Raw genomic sequence first — 20706 nt, 5'->3', positions numbered from 1 at the left:
GAGGCGATTTACAATATGTTCTCGTGGGTGCGCGATCAGCCAGACCGTGACCTCGACGGATTGATGGAAAAAATCGACCACCTCTTTCTCCATTCTGAAGGGAGTTTATAAACGTGCAGAGCCGAGTTCTTTAGTCAGCGTCGTCATCGTCGCGGTAGTCTGCAGCGCGCTGACGGCGGGCGTTCTCGTCACCACAGGGATTCTCGCCCCAACGACCGACGGACCCGAGGAGCCGAGAATCGACAGCGAGACGCTCTACGAGGAGCACGTCGACTCGGTGGCGACGGTCTACGTCGTCAGCGAAGGCGGGAGTTCGAGCGGTTCAGGATTCGTGTACGACGATGAGGGCCATCTACTCACCAACGAACACGTGATCGACGACGCCGAGTCGGTCGACGTCAAGTTCGGCTCAGGTGGCGAGTGGCGCGAGGCGACGGTCGTCGGCGAGGACGCCCGAACGGATCTCGCGGTGCTCGAAATCGATGACCCACCAGCGAGCGCCGAGCCACTGACACTGGCGGATCAGTCCCCGAAACAGGGATCTGACGCGGTCGCAATCGGCTCGCCACTCCGACTCGAAGGGACGATCACCACGGGGACGATCAGCGGCGTCGACCGGGCGCTCCGACTCCCGAGCGGAACGCGCGTGCCCGATACGATCCAGACCGACGCGGCGATCAACCCCGGCAACAGCGGGGGGCCGCTGCTCAACGAGTCGGGTGCCGTGTTGGGCGTCAACACCGCCCGGGCAGACGCCGACAACATCGGCTTTGTCGTCTCGGCAGCGACCGCCGACCGAGTTGTTCCTTCACTCATCGACAACGGCTCGTACAGCCACCCGTACATGGGCGTCGACACCAGAACGGTCGTCCCGGCGACTGCGACCGCGAACAACCTCAGCGAGGTCAGCGGCGCAGTGATCATCGAGGTCGACAGCGAGGGGCCAGCCGCCGACCGCCTGCGCTCGTACGACCGAGTCGAGACGGTCGACGGCCAACGCGTGCCAGCTGGCGGTGACGTGATCGTCGGCATCGACGACACCCGAATCAAGAACGACCACGACCTGCTGCGGTATCTCGCACTCGAAACCCAGCCAGGCCAGACGGTCGACGTCGAGGTTATCCGCGACGGCGAACCGGAGACGGTCGAACTGAGGCTCGAATCGCGCGAGTCGCAATCCGAGTAAGGAAACGTGGCTCGAAGCCTTAGAGCCCGTTGCGTCCCTGCCGGAGGATTATGACCATCGACAGCCCCGAGACGACGAGCAGTAGCACCGAAGGGACGACGGCATACTGGAAGTAGGTGCTCTCCTGGGCGCGCCAGACGAGCGTAACGAGTGTCTCGAAGCCGGTTGGCCGAAGGATGAGCGTCGCTGGGAGCTCCTTCATCGTCGTCAGGAAGACCAGCGCACCACCGGCGACGATTCCCGGCATCACCAGCGGCAACGTGATCGACCGGAACGCTCGCAGCGGCGTCTCGCCGAGCGTCCGGGCGGCCTCGACGAGACCGGGGTCGACCTGCAGCGTCGAGGTCCGAACCGAGCCGACGGCCTGTGGCATAAAGCGGACGACGTAGGCGAACACGAGCAGCGGGAGGGTCTGGTAGAGTTGGGGCGCAAAGGGGAGTTCGAGGACCTCGTAGCCCGTCGCAAAGAAGACGAGCGCGAGCGCGAGCACGATTCCCGGCACGGCGAAGCCGACGTAGGTCGCTCGCTCGAAAAGCCGCGAGACGAACGAGTCGTCGCGCGCGGCGAGGTAGGCAACCGGCACGGCGGCAGCGACGGCGACGACGGCCGCCGCACCCGCGACGAACACGGAGTTGGTGACGTACTCCAGCTGAAGGCTGAGTTCCGGGCGGGCCGAGAGGTCGGCGGTCACAAGCCACAAACCCAGAATCCACACCGGGACCAGCAGGGCGAGGCTCGTGACGGCCGCCGGAAACAGCATCGCGGGCCAGCGCCAGACGCCGAGTTCGATCTGCGAGGCCTCGGAGTCGACACCGCCACCGCCGCCATCGCTGTGAACCGTATCGCCGGGACGGATCCGCGATTCGATGGCGAGGACGACCAGCACGATCCCCAGCAGTTGGAGCGACAGCAGCGAGGCGTAGTCCTGATTGAAGGCGTTGAATTCGACGAAGATCTGCCGGGTGAACACCGTCAGCCGCATGATCGCGGGCGTCCCGAAATCAGAGATCGAATACAGCGCCGCAAGCAACGCGCCCGCGGCGATCGCTGGCCGGACGTGTGGCAGCGTCACCTTCCGGAAGGCGGCCCAGCGGCCGTGGTTGAGGCTCCGGGCGGCCTCCAACAGGGAGGAATCGAACGAGAGCAGCCCGGCGCGGGTGGTGAGATAGACATACGGGTACGTGTAAAGCGTGATGACGAGAATCGAACCGGGAAGGCCGTAGATCTCCGGCAGGCGCTCGATGCCCAGCGGCTGGAGGATCGACTGGAACTCCCCGCGAGGGCCGAACGCCGAGACGAACGTAAAGGCCCCAATGTAGCTCGGGACCACCAGCGGGAGGGCGACGGTGACCGACCAAAACCGCTTGAAGGGGATATCTGTCTGGACGGTCAACCACGCCAGCGGCACGCCCAAAAGGATCGAAAACAGCGTGACCCCGCCCATCAGCAACAGGCTGTTGATGATCGTCTCGATGGTCGCTTGGCGAGCAACGAGGCCCCACGCCCGCTCGGCGTCGACCCGAACGGCCTCGACGAAGAGCCACGTCAGCGGCAGGAGCATACTCGCAGCGATCGCCCCGGCGACGAGCCGGAGGCCAAGCGAACGACTATCGGGGCCGTCGACGGTCGTCGTCAGTCGGTCACGTACTGTCATCGGTTGCGGTGTAGGCGGCAATCAGTGGCAGGTCGATGCATTGGCAACGGTATCGAAGCGTCGATGGGCCGAACGACTAACCCTGTCGGATCGTCCGTCCCGTTCAGACGACGGTCGTATTCCAACGGATATAAGGTTTAGGTTTGCCTAATCCGTCCATGGACGTAACGCGACGGGACGCGGTCGCGGCGCTGGCGGCCCTCGGCGTGACCGCCTCGACCGCGGGCTGTGTCACCCCCTCGGCCGACGACATCGTCGGCGAGGCTACCGAAACGGGCACCGACGAGGGCGATGGTGGTCCAAACGAGGAGGCACTCATCGGGACGCTGACCGCGGCCGCCGAGGTACTGTACCCCTCCGAAGTCGACGGCATTCCGGAGTTCGTCGAGACCTTCACCGAGGGGCGACTCGACGACGGCCCGCACGCCGACGGGCTAGCGGCGGCCGTTGGCGAACTCGACGACCGCGCCGAGTCGTGGCACGACAGGCCGTTCGCCGACCTCGACGCCGAGGACCGCGAGTCGGTGTTGACTGGGATCGGCGCGGACACGGCCGAGGAACACCCCGACGGATCGGCCGCCGAGCGGGTGCGCTACTACGTCGTCAACGAACTCCTCTTGGCCCTCAATACCTCGCCGACGGGCGGCGAACTCGTGGGAATCGAGAACCCACAGGGCCACGCCGGGGGGATCGACAGCTACCGGCAGGGGCCGGAGGCGACCTCCGGTAGCTCAGCGACGATGGGCGGAGGGCCGAACGCGTGAGTCGAGCCCCTCCGGCCGGCAACGCGCGGCCCGCCGCTGGAGCCGACGATCGAACCCCGGTCGACGACGCGGCGGTCTGTGTGATCGGCGCGGGGCCTGCGGGCGCGCTCGTGGCGAGTCGGTTGGCCGAGGCGGGCCATGAGGTGGTCGTCCTCGACGCTGGCCCGCGGTTCTCGTCGGAGGATCACCTGGCCCGACAGGAGCGGGCCCTGCGGCCGTTCTACGACCGTCCGGCGGTCTGGGACGGTGACCCCGAACGCGACGCCCACTCGGCGACCGGCGAGCGGTTTTACCCGCTCAACCACGCCCGCGTGAAGGGGATCGGCGGGTCGACGCTCCATTGGCAGGGGATGGTGATGCGGCTCCACGAGGACGATTTCAACAGCGAAAGCGAGCGTGGAGTAGGTGTCGACTGGCCCATCGAGTACAGCGACCTGCGGCCGTACTACGCCGAGGCCGAGAGCGAACTCGGCGTTGCGGGCGGCGACAACCCCTTCGGGCCGCCGCGCGAGGACCCCCGACCGATGCCGGAGTTCAAGCCGTCCTACAGCGATTCGCTGTTCGCAGACGCCTGCGACGAACTCGAAATTTCGATGCACTCGGTGCCCAACGCCCGCAACTCCGAGTCCTACGACGGCCGCAGCGGGTGTGTGGGCTACGGCACCTGCCAGCCGGTCTGTCCCTCCGGCGCGAAGTACGACGCAACGGTGCACATCGAACGCGCCGAGGACGCGGGCGCGACCGTGGTCGACCGAGCCGCGGTCCAGCGACTCGAACACGACGCGGAATCGGTGACCGCAGCGGTCTATGCCACTCCTGACGACGAACACCGACAGGAGGCCGACGCCTTCGTTGTGGCCGCCGGTGGCGTCGAAACGCCGCGGCTGCTCTTGCTGTCGGACTCCGAGGAGTACCCCGACGGGTTGGCGAACTCCAGCGGGATGGTCGGCCAGTTTTTCATGGATCACCTGTTCGCGGGAACGGGAGGGCTGCTCGACGAACCGACGCGGCAGAACCACATCGGCTTTCTCACCAGCGAGTGCCACCAGTTCTACGACGAGGCCGACGCCGAGCAGGCCCCATTTAAATTGGAGTTTTTCAACTACGACGGCCCCTCACCGGTCGAGAAGGCGCTCACGGGCGATGACTGGGGCGACGACCTCCTCGAACGGCTTCGGGACGACTACGGCAACCACATCGGGATGGGCGCGCTGGTCGAACAGCTCCCCCGCGAGAACAGCTATGTCGGCCTCGACCCCGAGAAAACCGACAGTTTCGGCAACCCCGTCCCCGATGTCCACTGGAACGTCGACGAGCGCGCCCTGCGAACCATCGAACGCGCCAACGAGCTGCAGGAACGGATCCTCGACGAACTCGGCGCGGAGATTACGTGGCAGACTGGCCCCGACAATACGGGTCCGGCGTACCACCACATGGGGACGACCCGGATGGGCGACGATCCGGCCGACAGTGTGGTCGACCCCACCCTCCAAACCCACGACCTCGACAACTGCTGGATCGCCTCCAGTTCTGTCTTTCCCACGGGCGGGGCGATGAACCCCACGCTCACCATCGCCGCGCTTGCGCTGAAATGCGCTGAACACATCGATGATGCGCTCTAAAACCCGAATGCGCTGTTTTAGGTGAACCTAAAAGTATATATCGGAGCGGTCGAAACGACGGGTAATGAGTCAGGGAACGTTTGAGGCTGACGCAATCGGTGCACGAACTAACGGTGCGGCTCGAACCGAGGAATCAAGCGAGACAACGTCGACGGCAGACGGCGAGTTCACGTTTGAGGACGTGAGCGTCGTGATGGGCACCTACAACGAGGAGGCCGCCATCAGCACGGTCATCACGGACATTCAGGAGATCACCGACGGGAAGGCCGAGGTGGTGTGTGTCGACGGCTCGTCGGACCGCACGCCGGAGATCGCCCGCGAGCTCGGCGCGCGCGTGATCGAACAGGAGCCGCAGGGGTACGGCGTCGCCGTCAGCGCGGCGATCAGCGCGCCGGATCGCCCGGTCGTCGTCACGACCGACTGCGACGACACGTATCCGATGGAGCAGCTTCCCGAATTCTTGGCCGAGATCAACAACGGCGCGGACGTCGTCAGCGGCGACCGGCTCTACCACGGCGCAGATGCGATGCCCGGTTTCAACCGCTTCGGCAACCAGGCCTTCGCCGCGATTGCGAGCGTACTGATGGGCGAGCGCGTCCACGACACCACGACGGGAATGCGCGCCTACCGCAAGGAGGTTATCGAGTCGATCGAGTGGACCGAAAACACGGGGCTGTCGGCCGAACTCCTCATCCGGCCGCTGATGCGCGGCTACGAAATTCGAGAAGAACCAATCGCCTACCGCGAGCGCGCGGGCGAGACGAAACTCGATCCGATTCAGGGCGGGGCGGCGATTGCGAAGTCGATCATCAAGGTCTGTCTGGAAGAGCGGTTTCGGTAGCCAGGACGTCGACTATTCATAATCAGTACACACTCTGGTGGATTTTCAAGACATAGTCGACGAGTGAGCCGGAAGCGATCCCCAACGATCACCGTGATTATCAGTAAAACGAGGGCGTCGACGTCCGCCGACAGGCGTTCGTGTACACTGTGTAAACGACCGCTTGAGAGTTATAAACGAGCGGGACCTATTGTGCTGTATGAGCAACGCTCAGCCAACCGACAGTGAGGACGACGTCGACGCGATCCAGCGACCGCGATTCCGTGGCTGTATGTTCTGTTACTCCGGCGAGTGGATGGTATACGCGGGTCGAAAGGCATACCGAAGACTCTCAGCGTAGCGTGCTGTCCACCATAGAGACGGCCGATTCTCACAGACTGGGATTCCGCTGTGGGAGCTAAAGTCGTCGCCGACAGACGGTTTCGTATGGGCGACTCGTCTGGAGGCTACGACGGGTGGGACAACACCGAGTGTCGGGAGACCGAGTACTGTCAGCCTCGCTGTCCACGGTTCGTCGACAAGGAGGGCACGGTCTGGACAGTCCGAACGGCCCACGAAGGGGATGTCGACCGGTTGGCGGATATGTACGCCGCCTTCGGCGCGACCGACCGCGCACAGGGGATTCCACCCGCGGTCGACCACAAGCGACAGTCGTGGGTCGAGATGCTGCTCGAAGAGGGCCACAACATCGTCGCCGAAGGCCCCGACGGACCCGTCGGCCACGTCGTCTACACGCCGGTCGACGCCGACCAACCGGAGTTGGCCGTCTTCGTCCACCCTGAGTTTCACGACCGCGGGATCGGTACCGAACTCTGCAAGCAGATAGTCGCGGCCGCCGTCGACGCCGGGCGCGAAGCCATCGAACTCCACGTCGAGCGGCGTAACCGCGCCGCGATCGCCGTCTACCGCCGGATCGGCTTCGAGGTCGTCGACGACGAGCACTGTCTACGCATGGCTCTCCCACTCAACGACCGGATCGCGGCGTCGGTTCAGGCCCCGCCCGCCGAACAGTCATCAAGGGCGTGACCGGCTGTCAGTCGGCGGTGTCGACCGGCTGTTCAACTGATATGGCAGCGGAGCGGACATTTATAACTGCACGGTTGGCACCGTTGGACGATCTCGACCGCTCTCAACCAGCGGGAGTTCCACGGGTCACCCACCCCGTAGTCGCCATCACTTTTAACGGGTGATTGGGCTCCGAACAGTGATGTCTGACCACTTCAACTCGAGGCCAATCCACAGAATGACCGCGAAGAGACCGAGCATTAATACCACGAAATCGAAGAAATCTACCCATACGGGAGTAACGTTCGAGACGGCGTTTCGAAGTTTGGACGGGAAGAGATTATTGACCGTCGTTTCGACTATCCCGGGCGAGCTCGCATCGTCCTCGGTCTCACGAGGCTCGTCGACCGTTTGCGACGGTAAATCCGCCTCCGCAGCGCTGGGGCCGCCTGCGCTCTCTTCGCCGGTGTCCAAGCGTTCGGCTTCGTACGCAACCGGAACATCGAGCGTCCAGACGATCTCGCCGTCAGTGTCGACTTCGATAATCCGGCCGCCGTGCGTATCTGTAATGAGGGTGTTACCGTTCGGCAACCGATCGGCATCACGCGGCCATTGCAGTTGACTGTCTTGCCACTCCCAGGTTTTGTTCCACTCGCCGGATTCCCGTTGATACTCGACGATGCGATTGTTTTCGGAGTCGGATATCAACACGGCTGGGCCGCCGTTCGATTCGGGAATGTAGTCCGGATTGTGTTGGGCAAAGAGCGTTTCGTGGTCTCCGTCCGCGCCGATCGTCCAGTCGTCATCGACCTCGCCGGTGTCGGGATCGAGAAAGATGACCTGGTCCATATTGCGCGGACTGAGCATGATGCGACCGTCATCGAGCAGTTCGACGTCGTTCAGGTGGGCCCAATCCACTGGGTACTCACCACCGGAACTCAGTGGGAAATGGTTTTGCAGACTCCATTCCCACTCGACAACTCCGCTACTCGTATTCACCATAAACACCTCATCGTCATACATATCGGCGACGAGATAGTGTGTGCTGTTGACTTGGTCGATATCGTGCCACTCACTGGCGTGATAGCGCGGGTCGGTTCGAGAGTAGAGAACTTCGGTTTCGCCAGTTGTGAGATTGGCTTTCTCTATCGATTGTCGTATACAGTACTCCTCGTCATCAACGGGGCTACAGCGAGACTCATCGTGTACCTCATCAGTCGCCGAATAGACGACGGAATCCGAGCCGTTCTCCGCGGGGTCGACGTCCCAGTATCCATCATGGGTGTCATTGAAATAACGGACCGTCCCATTCGGATTCAACGCGAGGATATTCCCCTCTTCTAAATGAGATGTTACAACGGTGGTCCCATCCGTTTGTGAGGCCAGCTGTTCTTGACTGTCAGGTGATAATTCCGACTGATCCTGAAACTCAGAAGATTGTGACTCTGTGGCCGCGGAGAAGTTCGTTCCAATAAAGAAAGTTGCCGAAATTAATATGACAGCAACGAGTGCAACCCTACATGCCAATCGGCTGACCATGTTCATTGAGGACTATCCCAACGGTAATAAAATGTCGGCCCGAAAATGGCAGATTAGATACGATTAGTATGTCGAGTGCGTCGACTCACGGCGAACAGTGAGCCCACACAGAACAACCGCAACCGTCAGCAATCACTGGAAACCCGCCAGCAGCCTCGCGGTAGCGTTCACACTGACGACCAGCAGGGTGCTGGACCACAGCCGCAAGGAGCCGACGTTGCTTTTTCGGCGACTGGATCCAACTCCGTCTCGAAGTCGACCCACGAAGGATGGCGTGAGGATCGTCGGGCAGAGACGTCCCATCATGGTATCACTCCCTGTTGGGCTCAACGACGCCGGTGAGCTATCGGTCGACCAGTCTCACGACCGAGGGACTCACGGTGTGCTGGAGCTACCAGGATGCTCACGTTCTTACATGCCACTGCTAACGTCGGACACATAGCCACAGATCGACTCACCGTTTCAATCGACGAGGAAACCCGTTCGGCACTGGACACCCTCGTCAGTAGGACGGGCAACGGGCAAAGTGAGCTCGTTCGCCGTGCCATCGTGTTCTAGGCAGCGAACTTCAGCGCGGCCAAAACGGGGGTCAGCGGCAACCTCGAAGCCTACCACAAGATGCTCTCGACCGGCGAGCACGTCCTGCTCGACATCGACTTTCTGCACTGTCTGTTGAACCAATCGATCCCGGACGTCGACGAGCCCGACCCGGCGCGATTTTTCGTCCGTTCGGAGAACGTGCACCTCGGCGCGGGCGAAAACAGCGTTTCGGAGACAGTCTCGAACATCGTCTACCGCGGTGAGCTCACCGATTACACGCTCGGTCTCCCGACAGGCGACCAGTTCACCGCCACGCTCTCGAAGGCCGACCACGAGGTCGACGACCAACTCACTATCGGGTGGGACGTTGCCGATACCGTCGTTCTCCGTTCCGACGAATCAGTGGCCGATCCAGTACATGCGGACGTCGACGATTCCGCCGACGGAGATCCGGAGACGCTCGCGAAAAACGAGCCCGCCGGTACCGGCACGGAGTGAGGAGACCAGTCGTCGACTGTCTCGAACGCGCTGGGCAGTACTCTGTTGGTTAAATACCGCGCTATGCAGTCAGTATCGTCTCACGGTCGACCGAACAAAACCCCGAATAACGCATAGATTACTCGTCGGCCGACGCAAGCCGCGTCTCGAAGTCGACCCACGAGGAATGGGCGTCGGGATCGTCAGGCAGATACGTCCCGTCGCTGCCACAGAGCGTCGTGAGTGGGCAGACCGTTCGATCGGGCGGCCAGATCGCCTCGACCTCGTCGCCGTCGTTGCCCGTCCGCACTGCGGCCTCCTGACGGTAGGTGAACGTCGACCCATCAGGAGCCACAAGCGTCACCAGCAGCCGAACCTCGTCGGGGTCGTCGATCTCGATTGGGGCCGCGTCGCTGCTGTTGATCGACTCGGTTCGGTCGCCCGTCGAGACGCGATCGAGGCGCGCCTCGTCGGCGGTGAGTGTCCAGTCGACTGAGATGGTCTCGGTCGGCATCGAGAGGTCGTAGGTGGTCTCTCCCTCGTCGGTTTCGAGTTCGACGGTCGCCCGACTGATACGGCTCGAGAGCCCGACGGTCGACTCGCCGGCCAGCGACTCACCGCGGCGCACGTCGAGTGCTTCGAGTTTGGGCGAGACGTAGTCGTCGGGGCTCGGCGTCCACTCGCCGCGGTAGGCGTAGCGGTAGTAGTCACGGTTGGGGTAGGCGTCGATGACGGCGAAATCCTCGCCCGGATCGCGGTCGCGGGCGTAGACGGCCTCGCCGTCGAAGCCGGGGTCGTTGCGTATCCACTGGAAGGGGTGGTTCTGCCACGGGCCGTAAGGATCCGGCATGAACACGAGCGCGTTCTCGAAGTCGGCCTCCTCGATCGGCTCGTAGGTCCGCTCGAACTTCTCGGTTGGCTCCATGTTTTCTTCGAGCGGCTCGCCCAGCAGTGTCACGTTTGCCCCACCGACCACGAGCACACACCCCACGAACACAACGAGCCCAAGGTGGCGGCCCCCGCGGTCAGGAACGCGAGCGGACAGTCGGTCGACGAGTCGGCTTCCGCGGATCGCTCGCCAGCCGGTGACGAAGCCGACCGCCCCGAACACCGACAGCGGAATCAGGAGGTCGAAGTAGTAGAAGGGCCCGAAGTGGGCGACAAGGCCGTTGGTGGGATCGTCCAGCGTCGCCAGCATGTTGTAGTTGCCCCAGAAGGCGAGGTTCCCCAACGGCACCGAGACGAACAGGCCAGCCAGCAGTACCCCGACAGTGGGGTCGACCGCGGGCCGTCCCCACCGGCGGACGGCAGCCACAAGGCCGACAACAGTGGCAGCCACGCCGAGCAGGCCGCCGGTGAACCACCGCGTGCCAAGATACTGCAGGGCGTAGCGGTTGGCCTCGACCGCGATCGCCGGGGTGTAGTCGACCGAGTGGTCGAGGATCTCCCGGGAGCCGAACCCCGGCCCGTCGAGCGGAGCGAACACCTGATACGGAAACTCCAGCGGCGAGCCGGTGACCAGGGCGTTGTACGCCAGTGTCAGCCCGACGAACGCCAGCCCGCCGACTGCAGTCAGGCTGTTTCGCCGCACCGGGTCGGCAAGCGATCCGAACCGCAGGCCCGCGCCGTCGGTCGAGAGCCCCTCACGGCGAAGCGACTGGCCAATGGTCCACAGCGCGTGGCCGATAAACGGCGCGGCGAAGAGGACGGCCGTGTAGGGTCGGGCGAAAAACGCGAGGCCGACGGCGATACCGGCGGCTGCCGCCGCTCGCGTCGACCGCGTGCGGACACCGTGCAGGTAGGCGACTGCAAAGGCGAGATTCAGGAGCGTCGTCGGCGCGTAGGGCAAAAACACCGACGAGGTAAACAGCGTCATCGGCGCGACCGCGAACAGGACGGCCGCGACGATCCCAGTTCGTCGGTCGACGGCCATCGACCCGAGCAGGTAGACGAGGCCGGTCGACGCGGCAGCGATTGCCGCCAGCGTCACTCGCGGCTCGCCGAACAGCCCCATCGAGATGGCGAACATCGCCGCCGGGACGGGGCCGTACTTCGAGTAGAGCTGGCCGTCGTCCTCGATAAAAAACCACGGGTGGAAGGCGTCGGTGAGCCCGCCCGCCTCTAAGAAGAACTGGCCCTCCAACAGCATCGCCGCCTGCATGAGGTAGACGCCCTCGTCGTGGTTCGTCGAGTGGTAGCGAAAGACGACCGATGCGATACCAAAAACGATCAGCCCCGACAGCGCAGCGACGCCGACCGCACACCACTGCTCACGGTCGACCGCCGAAAGGCGCGCTGTAAGGGAGTCGAAAACCACGGCTTGTTAAATGTCGACGCCAGCGTCACGCATCAGATCGACCGTCGCTTCGACGTCCGAGAGCTCGGCGAGGCGGAGATCCGGCACGTCGAGTTCGTCGATCGGCGGCAGCCCGCCGACGGGGTCGACGTCCTCGATCAGTGGGTACTCGAACGTTTCGACCGCGAAGTACTCCTGGGCTTCGGCCGACAGCATGTGACGGACGAAGTTCTCGGCGAGTTCGGGATCGCTCGTGCTTTCGAGGACCGCCGCACCCGCAACGTCGAAGATCGAGCCCGCATCACCCTCGGTGAAGGCAGTCTCGATCGGTGCATCCGACGAGCCGTCGAGAACGCGCTGGATGTAGTAGTGGTTGCCAAATCCGGCGTCAAGCTCGCCGTCGGCAACAGCTTGAGCGACCGCGAGTTCGTCGGGGTACTCCTCGATGCCGTTTTCGACCATTCCCTCCAACCACTCGCGGGTGGCCTCCTCACCTTCGAGTTCGCGCATCGCCGTGACGAACCCCTGGCAGGAGGGATAGGAGGGAGCCCATCCCATATCGCCGTCGAAGTCGGGGAAATCCATCACGCTAGCAGGAATGTCGGACTCGCTGTAGGCGTCGGTGTTGTACGGCACCGACCGAGCTCGGCCCGAGGTTCCAGTCCACTCGTCGCTCCGGAACTCACCGCCAACGAGGTCGGTGATCTCCGAGGGCAACTCACGCGTGAGTCCTTCGTCTTCGAGCGCGCCGAGACCCCCGGAGTCGACGGTGTAGAAGACGTCGGCGCGCGAGCCCTCGCCTTCGGTTTGAATCTGGTTAACCTGCTCGCTGCCGTCACCGTACCGAACCTCGGGCTCGAAGTCGGGATAGGTGTCTTCGAAGAAGGAGATCAGCTCGCTGACGAGGTACTCCGCTCGCCCCGAGTAGATCTCGAGTTCGCCCTCCAGATCCGGCAACTCCGCAACGGGGGTGCCGCCGGGAGCGTCTCTACCTTCTCGGCCCGATCCGATCTGGCCAGCCTGTGAGTCGGAGGATTCGTCGTCACCCTCTTGATCGCCGATCAGGCCAGTACAGCCTGCGAGCGTTACCGTGCCGATCGCTGCTGATCCTGCAATAAACCGTCGACGGCTCGAACCGTCGGACGTGTTGTGTTGTTGAGTCATGTATTTTAGGGCGACCTAAATCGACTTATAGTCACCGGTTCGTTGCCGGGTTTGCGGGTTGTTCGAGCGCCGAAAGGCAGTCGAGCCAGTCGTTCATGAACTCGCCGACGTAGTTGAAGAACGCGCCGTTGTTGTAGTCGGACCAGTCGCCCTCGGCGAGTTCGTCGGCCATCGCCTCGAAAATCACCGCGTACGGGTCGTCGACGTCGGTGAGGTCGGGGTCGACGTCGTCGACGATCTCCCAGAGGTGTTCGTTGAGTTCGAGCCCCGGCACCTCGTTGTTCAGATCATCGAAGGTGCTGCGCGGGGCTTTGTTGTGTTCGCACAGCGGCAGGCCATTATAAATCTGCTTGCCGAGGATGTCGCAGGCGCGCTTGAGGAAGACGCCCGACCAGATGTCGTCGAACCGGCCAACGTCCCACTCGTTTTCGTCCATCGGCAGCTGATAGAAGGCCGGAATCACTTCGCGCTCGAAGGCGAGGTTCATCGAGCAGACGGTGAGATACTGGCCTTCGGCGGCGACGAAATCACCCGTGAAGTCCTCAACCGTGGTGCGGGTCTGGGCCTGTCCCTGCAGGTCGCCGTCCATCAGAATCCGGACGGCATCGAGGTCCGGCACGTTGGTCCACAGCCCTTGTGAAGCGACGATGTTGTCGACCTCGGTCTGCTCGGTGTCGACGGTCTCGTGCATCGCGGCGTACGGGTAGCCCCGTGGGTACAGATCGTGTTCGTCGGCGTTCTGGTAGAGCACGTTGACCCACTGTTCGTCCGACGAAACCGACTCTATCTCGCCTTCGAAGGCGAGATTGTCCATGTGGGTGCCGAAGAAGTCCCACTCGTCGTGCGGCAGGGTGTCGTCGTCGATGAAAAAGCCGTAGTCCCAGTCTCCGGCCCACATGTACAAGAGACCGAAGCTGGTCTCGGCGTGGCTGGCGGCCGGAATAATGTGGCTGTACTCGGCGACATCGTGCTCGTCGAACCATTCCTCGCGGCGCGAACCGTCGAAGACTTCGCCGTCGACGCCTTCCTCGTCTAACATCGCCTGCATCTCGTCGGTATCACAGAAATCCTCGGTGATGAGCACGACGTGGAGTCGTGAGAGATCGAACCCGTGATCGCGGGCATTCTGGAAGTACGACCGCATGCACTCGTACTCGCGAATCGTCGGCACCATAACGCAGATGTTCTGACTCATTTCGATACTCAATCCTTTTTAGGCGATCCTAAAAGATTGTCGGTGTCCCCTGAAGGCGGCCCCTGAGTGGGCTCTGCGGCGGACTCCGCGGCAGCGCCCCGTTTGGCGGCCGTCGACGGCGAGATGCCGAGGAGGGCAATGGCTCCCGCTCCGCCGACGAGCGTGACAGCGTTTTTCAGCGCGTGGTCGACGACCGCCGCGGCGAGGGCGGTGCTTGCACCGATCGGTGTGAGTCCGACGACGAGCGCGGTGAAAGCGGCCTCGTAGAGACCGATCCCACCCTGCGACAGCGGGAGCACTTTCGCGAGGTTGCCGACGCTGACTGCGAGCGTCCCGACCGTGAGCAACTGCCCGAAGGCGAGACCGCTGTCGAGCGCCGCGAGCACCAGCATCGCGGTGGCGACATCCAGCGCCCAGATCACGAGGCTCCCCACACCGATGAGCGCTATCGCGCGGGGGTTCCGGGCGACGACCGCGATATCACGGGCAAAACTCGCGAGCACCGAAACCGGGGTTCGGAGCCGTGGGAGTCGGTCGACGAGCCACTCGGCGAGCGCGCCCGGGCGGAGTCGCGAGCGGGTGACAACGATGGTCGACACACCGACGGCGAGCGTCGACGCGGTGACACCGGCGGCAGCAACCAATGCAGTTCGGCCGCCGTCGGCCTCCGAAACCAGTTCCAGCGGCCCGACACCGGCGGCCGTCAGCCAGAGCGTCGAGACACCGCCGAGTGCCGCGATCGCCGCCAGATCGAACAAGCGCTCGACCGCGAGCGACGCGAAGCCCGTGGGGTAGGGAACCTCGCGCCGAGCGTTGAGAACGTAGGCCCGTACCGCATCGCCAGCGCGCGCCGGAAGCACGAGGTTCGCCGTCTGGCTGACAAATACCGTGAGCGTGAGGAATCCCGTCCCGAGGGAGTGGCCGGTCGTCGACAGCACGTCGCTGTACCGTTTGCCCCGGAGCGGCCACGAGAGCGTATATAAACTGATGGCCGCCGCCAGCAGCCACGGATCTGCGCGGCCGATATCGGCGACCACAGCAGACAGGTCGACCGTTCGGAGCGCGACGAGGAGCCCAGCAAAGACAACAACAGTGCCCACGATACTCAGGCGGCGTCGGGTCAGCAGGGCTCGCAGGCCCGCGGCCCACCGACGGCCGGTTCGAATCATACTCACCCGGTTCGAGCGGAGATATTTAAGCCCACCTAAAACTCGATTTGGTGGAGGATCTGAGACGGCTACCGGCAGAATCGTGAACGTAAACAATCAGCAGAGTTCGTCGATGAGTTCGCGCGTCGACCGGCGGACGGCCAGGTCGCTGCTGAGTTCAGGCCCCCAGCCTAGTGCCGAGAGCTTCTGGATCGACAACCGCATTTTGGGGACGTCGCCGGTCCAGCCACGGTCGCCGCCGGTGTACTCGTAGTCGGGATCGAGACCCATCTCGTCGGCCACAATGGCGGCGATCCGGTCGACCGAGGTCGTCGTCCGCGTGCCGAGGTTGTAGGTGTTGACCGCCCCTTCTGCCGTGGCGACGATATGGAGCATGGCGTCGACGCAGTCCTCGATGTGGAGGTAGGATTTCTCCTGTCGACCGTCGCCGAGGATCGTCAGCGTCTCGGGGTTCTCGCTGAGCTTTTCGATGAAGTCGGGGATCACCGCGCCGCGAAGCCCCGAGCCAACGACGTTGGCAAACCGGAAGTTCCAGACGGTCAGGTCGTGGCTGTGGGCCCGCGCCGACAGCAGGCCCTCGTCGGCGAGTTTGCTCGCGCCGTATGCGCTGATTGGTTCGAGCGGCGCGTAGTCCTCAGGGGTGGGGCGAGGAGCCTCTCCGTACACGGTCGACGACGAGGTGTAGGCGATCTCGGTGACGCCCGCGTCGGCCATCGCCTCCAAGAGAGTGAGCGTCATCCGCGTGTTGTCCTCGAACTGGGCGTGTGGGCGGTCGGTGTTGACGAGTTTCGACGCGGCGAGGTGGAACACGCGGTCGACGTCGTCGAGCACGCCATCGAGCGCGTCGGGGTCGGTGAGGTCGCGTTCGATGAACTCGGCATCGTCGGGGACGCGGTCGCGCGAGCCGTTCGAGCAGTTGTCGACGACCGTGACGGCCGCGCCGTCGGCGAGCAGTCGGGCGACGAGGTGCGAGCCGACGAAGCCTGCGCCGCCGGTGACGAGGATGTGTTGGTCCGAGAGATCCATAATCCCACGAGTCACTACCCGGTAAGTAAGGATTCCGTTCTTGAGATCTCGGCTCAATCGAGCCGCTTGGCGATCCCAACGAGCGTCTGGCCCGCCGTGACAGTCGCCTCGCGGGCGATCGAGTAGACGATCCCCTCGCGGTCGACGGTGGCCTCCTGTAATGGTTCGTAGGTCGACGGCTCGTACACCGTCCCGAGTGAGTCGCCCGGCGCAACGTGCATTCCGAGGTCGACGCCCGGGTCGACCACGAACAGTCCTGAATCGCTGGCCCGGACCCGCCCGAGGTGGTTCCGCGCGCGGATGCCGTCCCATGGTTCGGGCTCGCCATCGAGGAGGCCGAGGTGTCGACAGACGCCAAAGAGGCCGTCGAGGCCGGTTTGGATCGCCACCTCGCCCAACTGTTTGTTCGAGCCGAGTTCCGGCGTGATCGAGGGGATTCCTTCGCGGGTCGCCGCGACCCGGAGCTTCCCGTCGAAATCACGGGTGTCCCATTCAGCGTCAGCGTTCTCGCCTGCGGCTTCGGCCACCAACAGATCGGTTCCGAAGGCTTCGGCGAGCCGCCGAGAGTCGTCGTTACCGCGGAGGTAAACCGTGTGCGTGAGCATCTCGGGACTGCCGGTGTGGAGGTCGACGATCGCGTCGGCGTCGCTCGCCTCCTCCCAGAGCCGGGCAGCCATCCGCTCGTGGATCGAACCCTCTGGGTCGCCCGGCCAACACCGGTTCATGTTGGGTGCGGCCGAGTCGATTGGCTCGGGAGTGGTGTACGAAACGCGGTCGAAGGTGAGCGGATCGGCCAGCGGGACTGCGACGATGGAACCCGGGAGCTCGGGTGCGCCGGGTTCAGTAAGTCGACCGTGGAGCCGCCGCAGGAGTTCGGTGCCGTTGATCTCGCGGCCGTGCTGGGCGGCCTGTATATAAAGCGTCGGTCCCTCGCCGGTGCCGTAGCGGTGGACGGTCGTCTCGACGCGAACGCCGGAGGGAAGCCGGGCGAGCGTGATGCGCTCGGCGGTGTGCATGGCCGAGGAACGTACCACAGCCATGTAGCCGTAGGGGTCCGGGCGGCCGGCAGTCGACCGGTTTTTTACCAGTCAGCGCGCGATAGCCGATATGGCGATCGAAACCCGGGAACACGCTCATCTCATCACACACGCGCTGGCGAAAGACACGTTGTCGACGCTGCGGTCGGTCGAGACCGAACAGGTCGCGTTCAGAAAAGGCCTCGTGCGGCTCGGCCGAATCTGCGGCTACGAGATCATCGACGGCGCGATGGACACCGAGTTTGTCCCGATTCAGACACCGCTCACAGAGACGACTGGCGAACGCGTCAAAGGACTGGACAACGTCGTCATCATCAACGTCCTCCGGGCGGCAACGCCGTTCGTCGAGGGGCTGTTGAAGGCGTTCCCTCGGGCCAAACAGGGCGTCATCTCCGCCGGACGCGACGAAAGCGCCGGCATGAACGACGACGGCGAGTTTCCAATCCAGATCGACTACGTGAAGCTTCCCGATATAACACCCGAGGACACCGTGATCGTCGCCGATCCGATGCTGGCGACGGGGTCGACGATGTGCAAGGTCCTCGACTACGTGCTCGATGTGACCGACAGCTACGAGAACCTCTTCGTGCTCTCGGCGGTCTCAGCGCCAGCAGGCCTCGTTCGAGTCGACCGGGCGTTCCCCAACATCGATCTCTTGACCGTCGCGATCGACGACCGACTCAACGACGACGGCTACATCGTCCCAGGGTTGGGTGACGCCGGCGACAGAGCCTTCCGGACTGCATAAAACAACTAGTCGATCTCGACGCGCCCACTCGTCGCATTCAACAGGCGTTCGCGGAGGTCGGTGGCCGCGGTGACGGGGACACGAACCGCAAATCTGGCCTGCTCGCCGTAGTTCGCCTCGAACTCGACGCCTTCGGACTCCAAAATCCCGCGGACGGTGCCCGAGTCGTCGTACTCGACGGTCGCTTCGAACCGATCGTGAGGAACTTCTTCGACGATGCCGGCGTCGTCGACGGCCTGTTTGACCGCGCCGGAGTAGGCGCGGGCTAATCCACCGACACCGAGGTTAGTGCCGCCATAATATCGCGTGACCACGGCGACGAGATTCTGGAGGTCCTGCTGGACGAGTACGTTGAGCGCTGGCTTGCCCGATGAGCCGCTGGGCTCGCCGTCGTCGCTACACCACTCGCGAAGCATGACCTCGCCCAGCCGGTCGGCCGAGACCTCTCCTGCCGGCACACGGTAGGCCGGAACGTGGTGGGTCGCATCGGGGTAGGTCGACCGCACCTCCTCGATGACAGCCTCGGCTTCTTCGACGGTGTCGACCGGGGCAACGAGTGCGATGAACGCCGAACCCTGTCGGTCGAGCGTGGCCTCGCCGCGACCGGCGACGGTGCGAAACGTCTCTGTCACACTGCAGAGTTATCCGGCAGGGTAGTAAGCCCTGTCGACAAATACCGAAAAAGCAGCTACGAAAGCGCTACTGGTCGACGCGTTCGATCGGCGAACCGTGTCGGTCGGGGTGGTGCAGGTAGAACAGCAGCCCGAAGGCCACGATGCCGACGAGTTCGGCGAGTTTGGAAATCAGCGCGAGCGGATCACCGGCCAGCGCGACGGGTAGAGGGTCGCTAATCCAGAGTAGATAACCACTACAGAGGGCGGCGAGCGTGCCGCCGCCGAGCGCACTGAGTCGACGGTAGCGGTAGCCGCGAAACAGCGCCGCCGCAATCGCGACGAGCACGAGTGCGGCCGGGATAAACAGGAACGGCCGGGCGTCGGCAACCGGATTTACAAACACCGAGACCGAAAGGCGGGGAACCGCCCACAGCAGATGGACTGCTGCCACGACGAGCGCGGCCTGAATCGCGAGCAGTCGACACAGCCGTTCGATCGTCGACTGGGCCATCAGAACTCGACCCGGCGGACGAACGGGAGCTCACGGATCGCCAACAGGAGGTCGCCGGGCAGTTCGTCGTCGGTGATGACGTGGAGCCGCGGCTCGTCGGTGAACTCGGGGTCCTCGCTGATGATCTGGCGGATCGAGATCTCGTGGTCCGCAATGAGATCGGTGACGATGGCGACGATGCCCGATTCGTCGGCGGCGTCGACCTCGACGGCCATCACCGTAAGATCGAGAACGGGCGCGAGATCTCTGAGGCTCGGAATCGCCGAGATGTTGGCAAAGATGCGCCGAAGTTCGGGGTCCGAGCGGATCGCGTCCGTGGTGGAGTCGACCACCCGGCGGTCGACGCCGATCTCGCGGGCGATCCCGGTGTAGGGAATCTCGATGCCACCCGAGACTACCCGACCCTCCTCGTTGACCGAAAAGCCGCGTTCGAGCAGCAGGCGAATGACGGCCTGCTGGCTCGGACTGCCCTCGAACTTCCCCATGATCTCGTCGAACATGGTTAGCAGCCACCTACTGAAGGGAGATACCAGTGCATCCGGCTTAGAGTTCGCCTTTGGTACTCGGTGTGTCGCTGCGGCGCTCGTCGACCTGCGTCGCATCGTCGAGAGCACGGGCCAACGATTTAAATAGGGCCTCGACCTCGTGGTGAGCATTGTCGCCCGCCAGAATCTCGGCGTGGAGCGTCAACCCCGCGTTCAGGGCGAGTGATTCGGCGAAATGTCGGGCCATGTCGCTCGTGAAGTCACCGATCTGGTCCTGCGAGAACCCACCAGTAAAAACGAAGTAGGGTCGACCGCTGACGTCGACGACGACCGACGCAAGCGCCTCGTCGAGCGGCACCCGTCGGTCGGCGTAGCGGACGATGCCGCGTTTGTCGCCGAGTGCCTCGTCGAGCGCTTCACCGAGAACGATTCCGACGTCCTCGACAGTGTGGTGGTCGTCGATGGCGAGATCGCCGTCACAGCGGACGGTGAGATCGAAGAGGCCGTGTTTGGCCAGTGCCGTGAGCATGTGGTCGAAAAAGCCGATGCCGGTGTCGACGGTCGACTCGCCATCGCCGTCGAGGTCCAGCGTGACGTCGATGGTCGTCTCGCTCGTCTCGCGGCTGACCGCGGCCGCGCGTGTGTTGCTCATACCTACGGTGAGACACGCGGGGGATATGGTGGTTGCGCTCGATGGTGTCGGCTCGTGATGACATCCTCCTCGCCGTAAACGGCGAGGTTTCCTCGCGCTGGGGGTATCGCTTACCAGCCCACGAAGGCAACTTGCGGGTTCGTATGCTCCTCGTTGGGACGGAGAGAGCGTGGTGACTCCG

Annotated in this window: 21 protein-coding genes and 1 pseudogene; 9 read left to right on the top strand and 13 right to left on the bottom strand. The window is 63.7% G+C overall.

Annotation, left to right across the window (positions count from 1 at the left end):
- Window positions 1-130: 130 nt before the first annotated feature.
- Complete coding sequence (locus tag O2S87_RS14095) at window positions 131-268, bottom strand: hypothetical protein (RefSeq protein WP_475409421.1); 138 nt, start codon at window positions 266-268, stop codon at window positions 131-133.
- A gap of 9 nt (window positions 269-277) precedes the next feature.
- On the opposite strand from O2S87_RS14095, the gene O2S87_RS14090 reads away from it, so the two are divergent.
- Window positions 278-1186: a S1C family serine protease gene (locus tag O2S87_RS14090; RefSeq protein WP_475409420.1), complete on the top strand. Its 909-nt coding sequence runs from the start codon at window positions 278-280 to the stop codon at window positions 1184-1186.
- A 19-nt stretch (window positions 1187-1205) separates the two neighbouring features.
- Here O2S87_RS14090 and O2S87_RS14085 read toward each other — a convergent pair whose 3' ends face one another.
- Window positions 1206-2840, bottom strand: coding sequence for an ABC transporter permease (locus O2S87_RS14085; RefSeq protein ID WP_475409419.1), 1635 nt, complete (start codon window positions 2838-2840; stop codon window positions 1206-1208).
- Between the two features lie 158 nt (window positions 2841-2998).
- On the opposite strand from O2S87_RS14085, the gene O2S87_RS14080 reads away from it, so the two are divergent.
- The 5 genes from O2S87_RS14080 (at window position 2999) to O2S87_RS14060 (ending at window position 7093) form a co-directional block, all read left to right on the top strand.
- Window positions 2999-3604 (top strand): gluconate 2-dehydrogenase subunit 3 family protein, encoded by a 606-nt coding sequence (locus O2S87_RS14080; RefSeq protein ID WP_475409418.1) that lies wholly within the window; start codon window positions 2999-3001, stop codon window positions 3602-3604.
- Window positions 3601-5226: a GMC family oxidoreductase gene (locus O2S87_RS14075; RefSeq protein ID WP_475409417.1), complete on the top strand. Its 1626-nt coding sequence runs from the start codon at window positions 3601-3603 to the stop codon at window positions 5224-5226. The genes O2S87_RS14080 and O2S87_RS14075 overlap by 4 nt, the downstream gene beginning before the upstream one ends.
- A gap of 193 nt (window positions 5227-5419) precedes the next feature.
- Window positions 5420-6067 (top strand): dolichyl-phosphate hexose transferase, encoded by a 648-nt coding sequence (locus O2S87_RS14070; RefSeq protein ID WP_475409423.1) that lies wholly within the window; start codon window positions 5420-5422, stop codon window positions 6065-6067.
- A 199-nt stretch (window positions 6068-6266) separates the two neighbouring features.
- Window positions 6267-6407, top strand: coding sequence for a hypothetical protein (locus O2S87_RS14065; protein WP_475409416.1), 141 nt, complete (start codon window positions 6267-6269; stop codon window positions 6405-6407).
- Window positions 6408-6493: 86 nt separating this feature from the next.
- Window positions 6494-7093 (top strand): N-acetyltransferase family protein, encoded by a 600-nt coding sequence (locus tag O2S87_RS14060; RefSeq protein ID WP_475409415.1) that lies wholly within the window; start codon window positions 6494-6496, stop codon window positions 7091-7093.
- A 153-nt stretch (window positions 7094-7246) separates the two neighbouring features.
- Here O2S87_RS14060 and O2S87_RS14055 read toward each other — a convergent pair whose 3' ends face one another.
- Window positions 7247-8392 carry an arylsulfotransferase family protein gene (locus O2S87_RS14055; protein ID WP_475409414.1) on the bottom strand — a complete coding sequence of 382 codons (1146 nt, stop codon included), beginning with the start codon at window positions 8390-8392 and terminating at the stop codon, window positions 7247-7249.
- Between the two features lie 657 nt (window positions 8393-9049).
- Between O2S87_RS14055 and O2S87_RS14050 the strand changes: the two are divergent.
- Together O2S87_RS14050 and O2S87_RS14045 are read left to right on the top strand one after the other, a co-directional pair.
- Window positions 9050-9322 (top strand): annotated as a pseudogene (locus tag O2S87_RS14050) (ribbon-helix-helix protein, CopG family); the annotation flags it as partial.
- A complete protein-coding gene (locus O2S87_RS14045; RefSeq protein ID WP_475409422.1) occupies window positions 9296-9649 on the top strand; it encodes a TOBE domain-containing protein in 354 nt (117 codons plus the stop codon). The pseudogene O2S87_RS14050 and the gene O2S87_RS14045, both read left to right, overlap by 27 nt.
- Before the next feature lie 118 nt (window positions 9650-9767).
- Here the strand turns inward: O2S87_RS14045 and O2S87_RS14040 are convergent, their stop codons facing one another.
- The 6 genes from O2S87_RS14040 to O2S87_RS14015 form a co-directional block, all read right to left on the bottom strand.
- Entirely contained in the window at window positions 9768-11945 is a 2178-nt protein-coding gene (locus O2S87_RS14040; protein ID WP_475409413.1) for an ArnT family glycosyltransferase, read from the bottom strand.
- A 6-nt stretch (window positions 11946-11951) separates the two neighbouring features.
- Window positions 11952-13088, bottom strand: a complete 1137-nt coding sequence (locus tag O2S87_RS14035; protein WP_475409412.1) for an extracellular solute-binding protein — start codon at window positions 13086-13088, stop codon at window positions 11952-11954.
- Window positions 13089-13119: 31 nt separating this feature from the next.
- Entirely contained in the window at window positions 13120-14283 is a 1164-nt protein-coding gene (locus O2S87_RS14030) for an alpha-1 4-glucan-protein synthase (protein ID WP_475409411.1), read from the bottom strand.
- Window positions 14284-14291: 8 nt separating this feature from the next.
- Window positions 14292-15452 (bottom strand): lysylphosphatidylglycerol synthase transmembrane domain-containing protein, encoded by a 1161-nt coding sequence (locus tag O2S87_RS14025; protein WP_475409410.1) that lies wholly within the window; start codon window positions 15450-15452, stop codon window positions 14292-14294.
- 96 nt (window positions 15453-15548) lie between these two features.
- Window positions 15549-16478 carry an NAD-dependent epimerase/dehydratase family protein gene (locus O2S87_RS14020; protein ID WP_475409409.1) on the bottom strand — a complete coding sequence of 310 codons (930 nt, stop codon included), beginning with the start codon at window positions 16476-16478 and terminating at the stop codon, window positions 15549-15551.
- A gap of 53 nt (window positions 16479-16531) precedes the next feature.
- Window positions 16532-17494 (bottom strand): succinylglutamate desuccinylase/aspartoacylase family protein, encoded by a 963-nt coding sequence (locus tag O2S87_RS14015; RefSeq protein WP_475409408.1) that lies wholly within the window; start codon window positions 17492-17494, stop codon window positions 16532-16534.
- A 91-nt stretch (window positions 17495-17585) separates the two neighbouring features.
- Between O2S87_RS14015 and upp the strand changes: the two genes are divergently transcribed.
- Window positions 17586-18263, top strand: coding sequence for a uracil phosphoribosyltransferase (gene upp / locus O2S87_RS14010; protein ID WP_475409407.1), 678 nt, complete (start codon window positions 17586-17588; stop codon window positions 18261-18263).
- A 5-nt stretch (window positions 18264-18268) separates the two neighbouring features.
- Here the strand turns inward: upp and O2S87_RS14005 are convergent, their stop codons facing one another.
- The 4 genes from O2S87_RS14005 to hisB all read right to left on the bottom strand — a co-directional run bounded on the left by O2S87_RS14005 (window position 18269) and on the right by hisB (window position 20525).
- Window positions 18269-18895, bottom strand: coding sequence for an IMPACT family protein (locus tag O2S87_RS14005; protein WP_475409406.1), 627 nt, complete (start codon window positions 18893-18895; stop codon window positions 18269-18271).
- A 67-nt stretch (window positions 18896-18962) separates the two neighbouring features.
- Window positions 18963-19388, bottom strand: a complete 426-nt coding sequence (locus tag O2S87_RS14000) for a hypothetical protein (protein ID WP_475409405.1) — start codon at window positions 19386-19388, stop codon at window positions 18963-18965.
- On the bottom strand, window positions 19388-19888 hold the full coding sequence (locus O2S87_RS13995; protein ID WP_475409404.1) for an amino acid-binding protein: 501 nt from the start codon (window positions 19886-19888) through the stop codon (window positions 19388-19390). The genes O2S87_RS14000 and O2S87_RS13995 overlap by 1 nt, the downstream gene beginning before the upstream one ends.
- 43 nt (window positions 19889-19931) lie before the next feature.
- Window positions 19932-20525, bottom strand: a complete 594-nt coding sequence (gene hisB / locus O2S87_RS13990; protein WP_475409403.1) for an imidazoleglycerol-phosphate dehydratase HisB — start codon at window positions 20523-20525, stop codon at window positions 19932-19934.
- Between the last annotated feature and the right edge of the window lie 181 nt (window positions 20526-20706).

It is taken from the genome of Halohasta sp. A2, from assembly GCF_056175805.1.
Note: the sequence above shows the minus strand (reverse complement) of the source record. Positions and strands in the feature narration are given on the sequence as shown.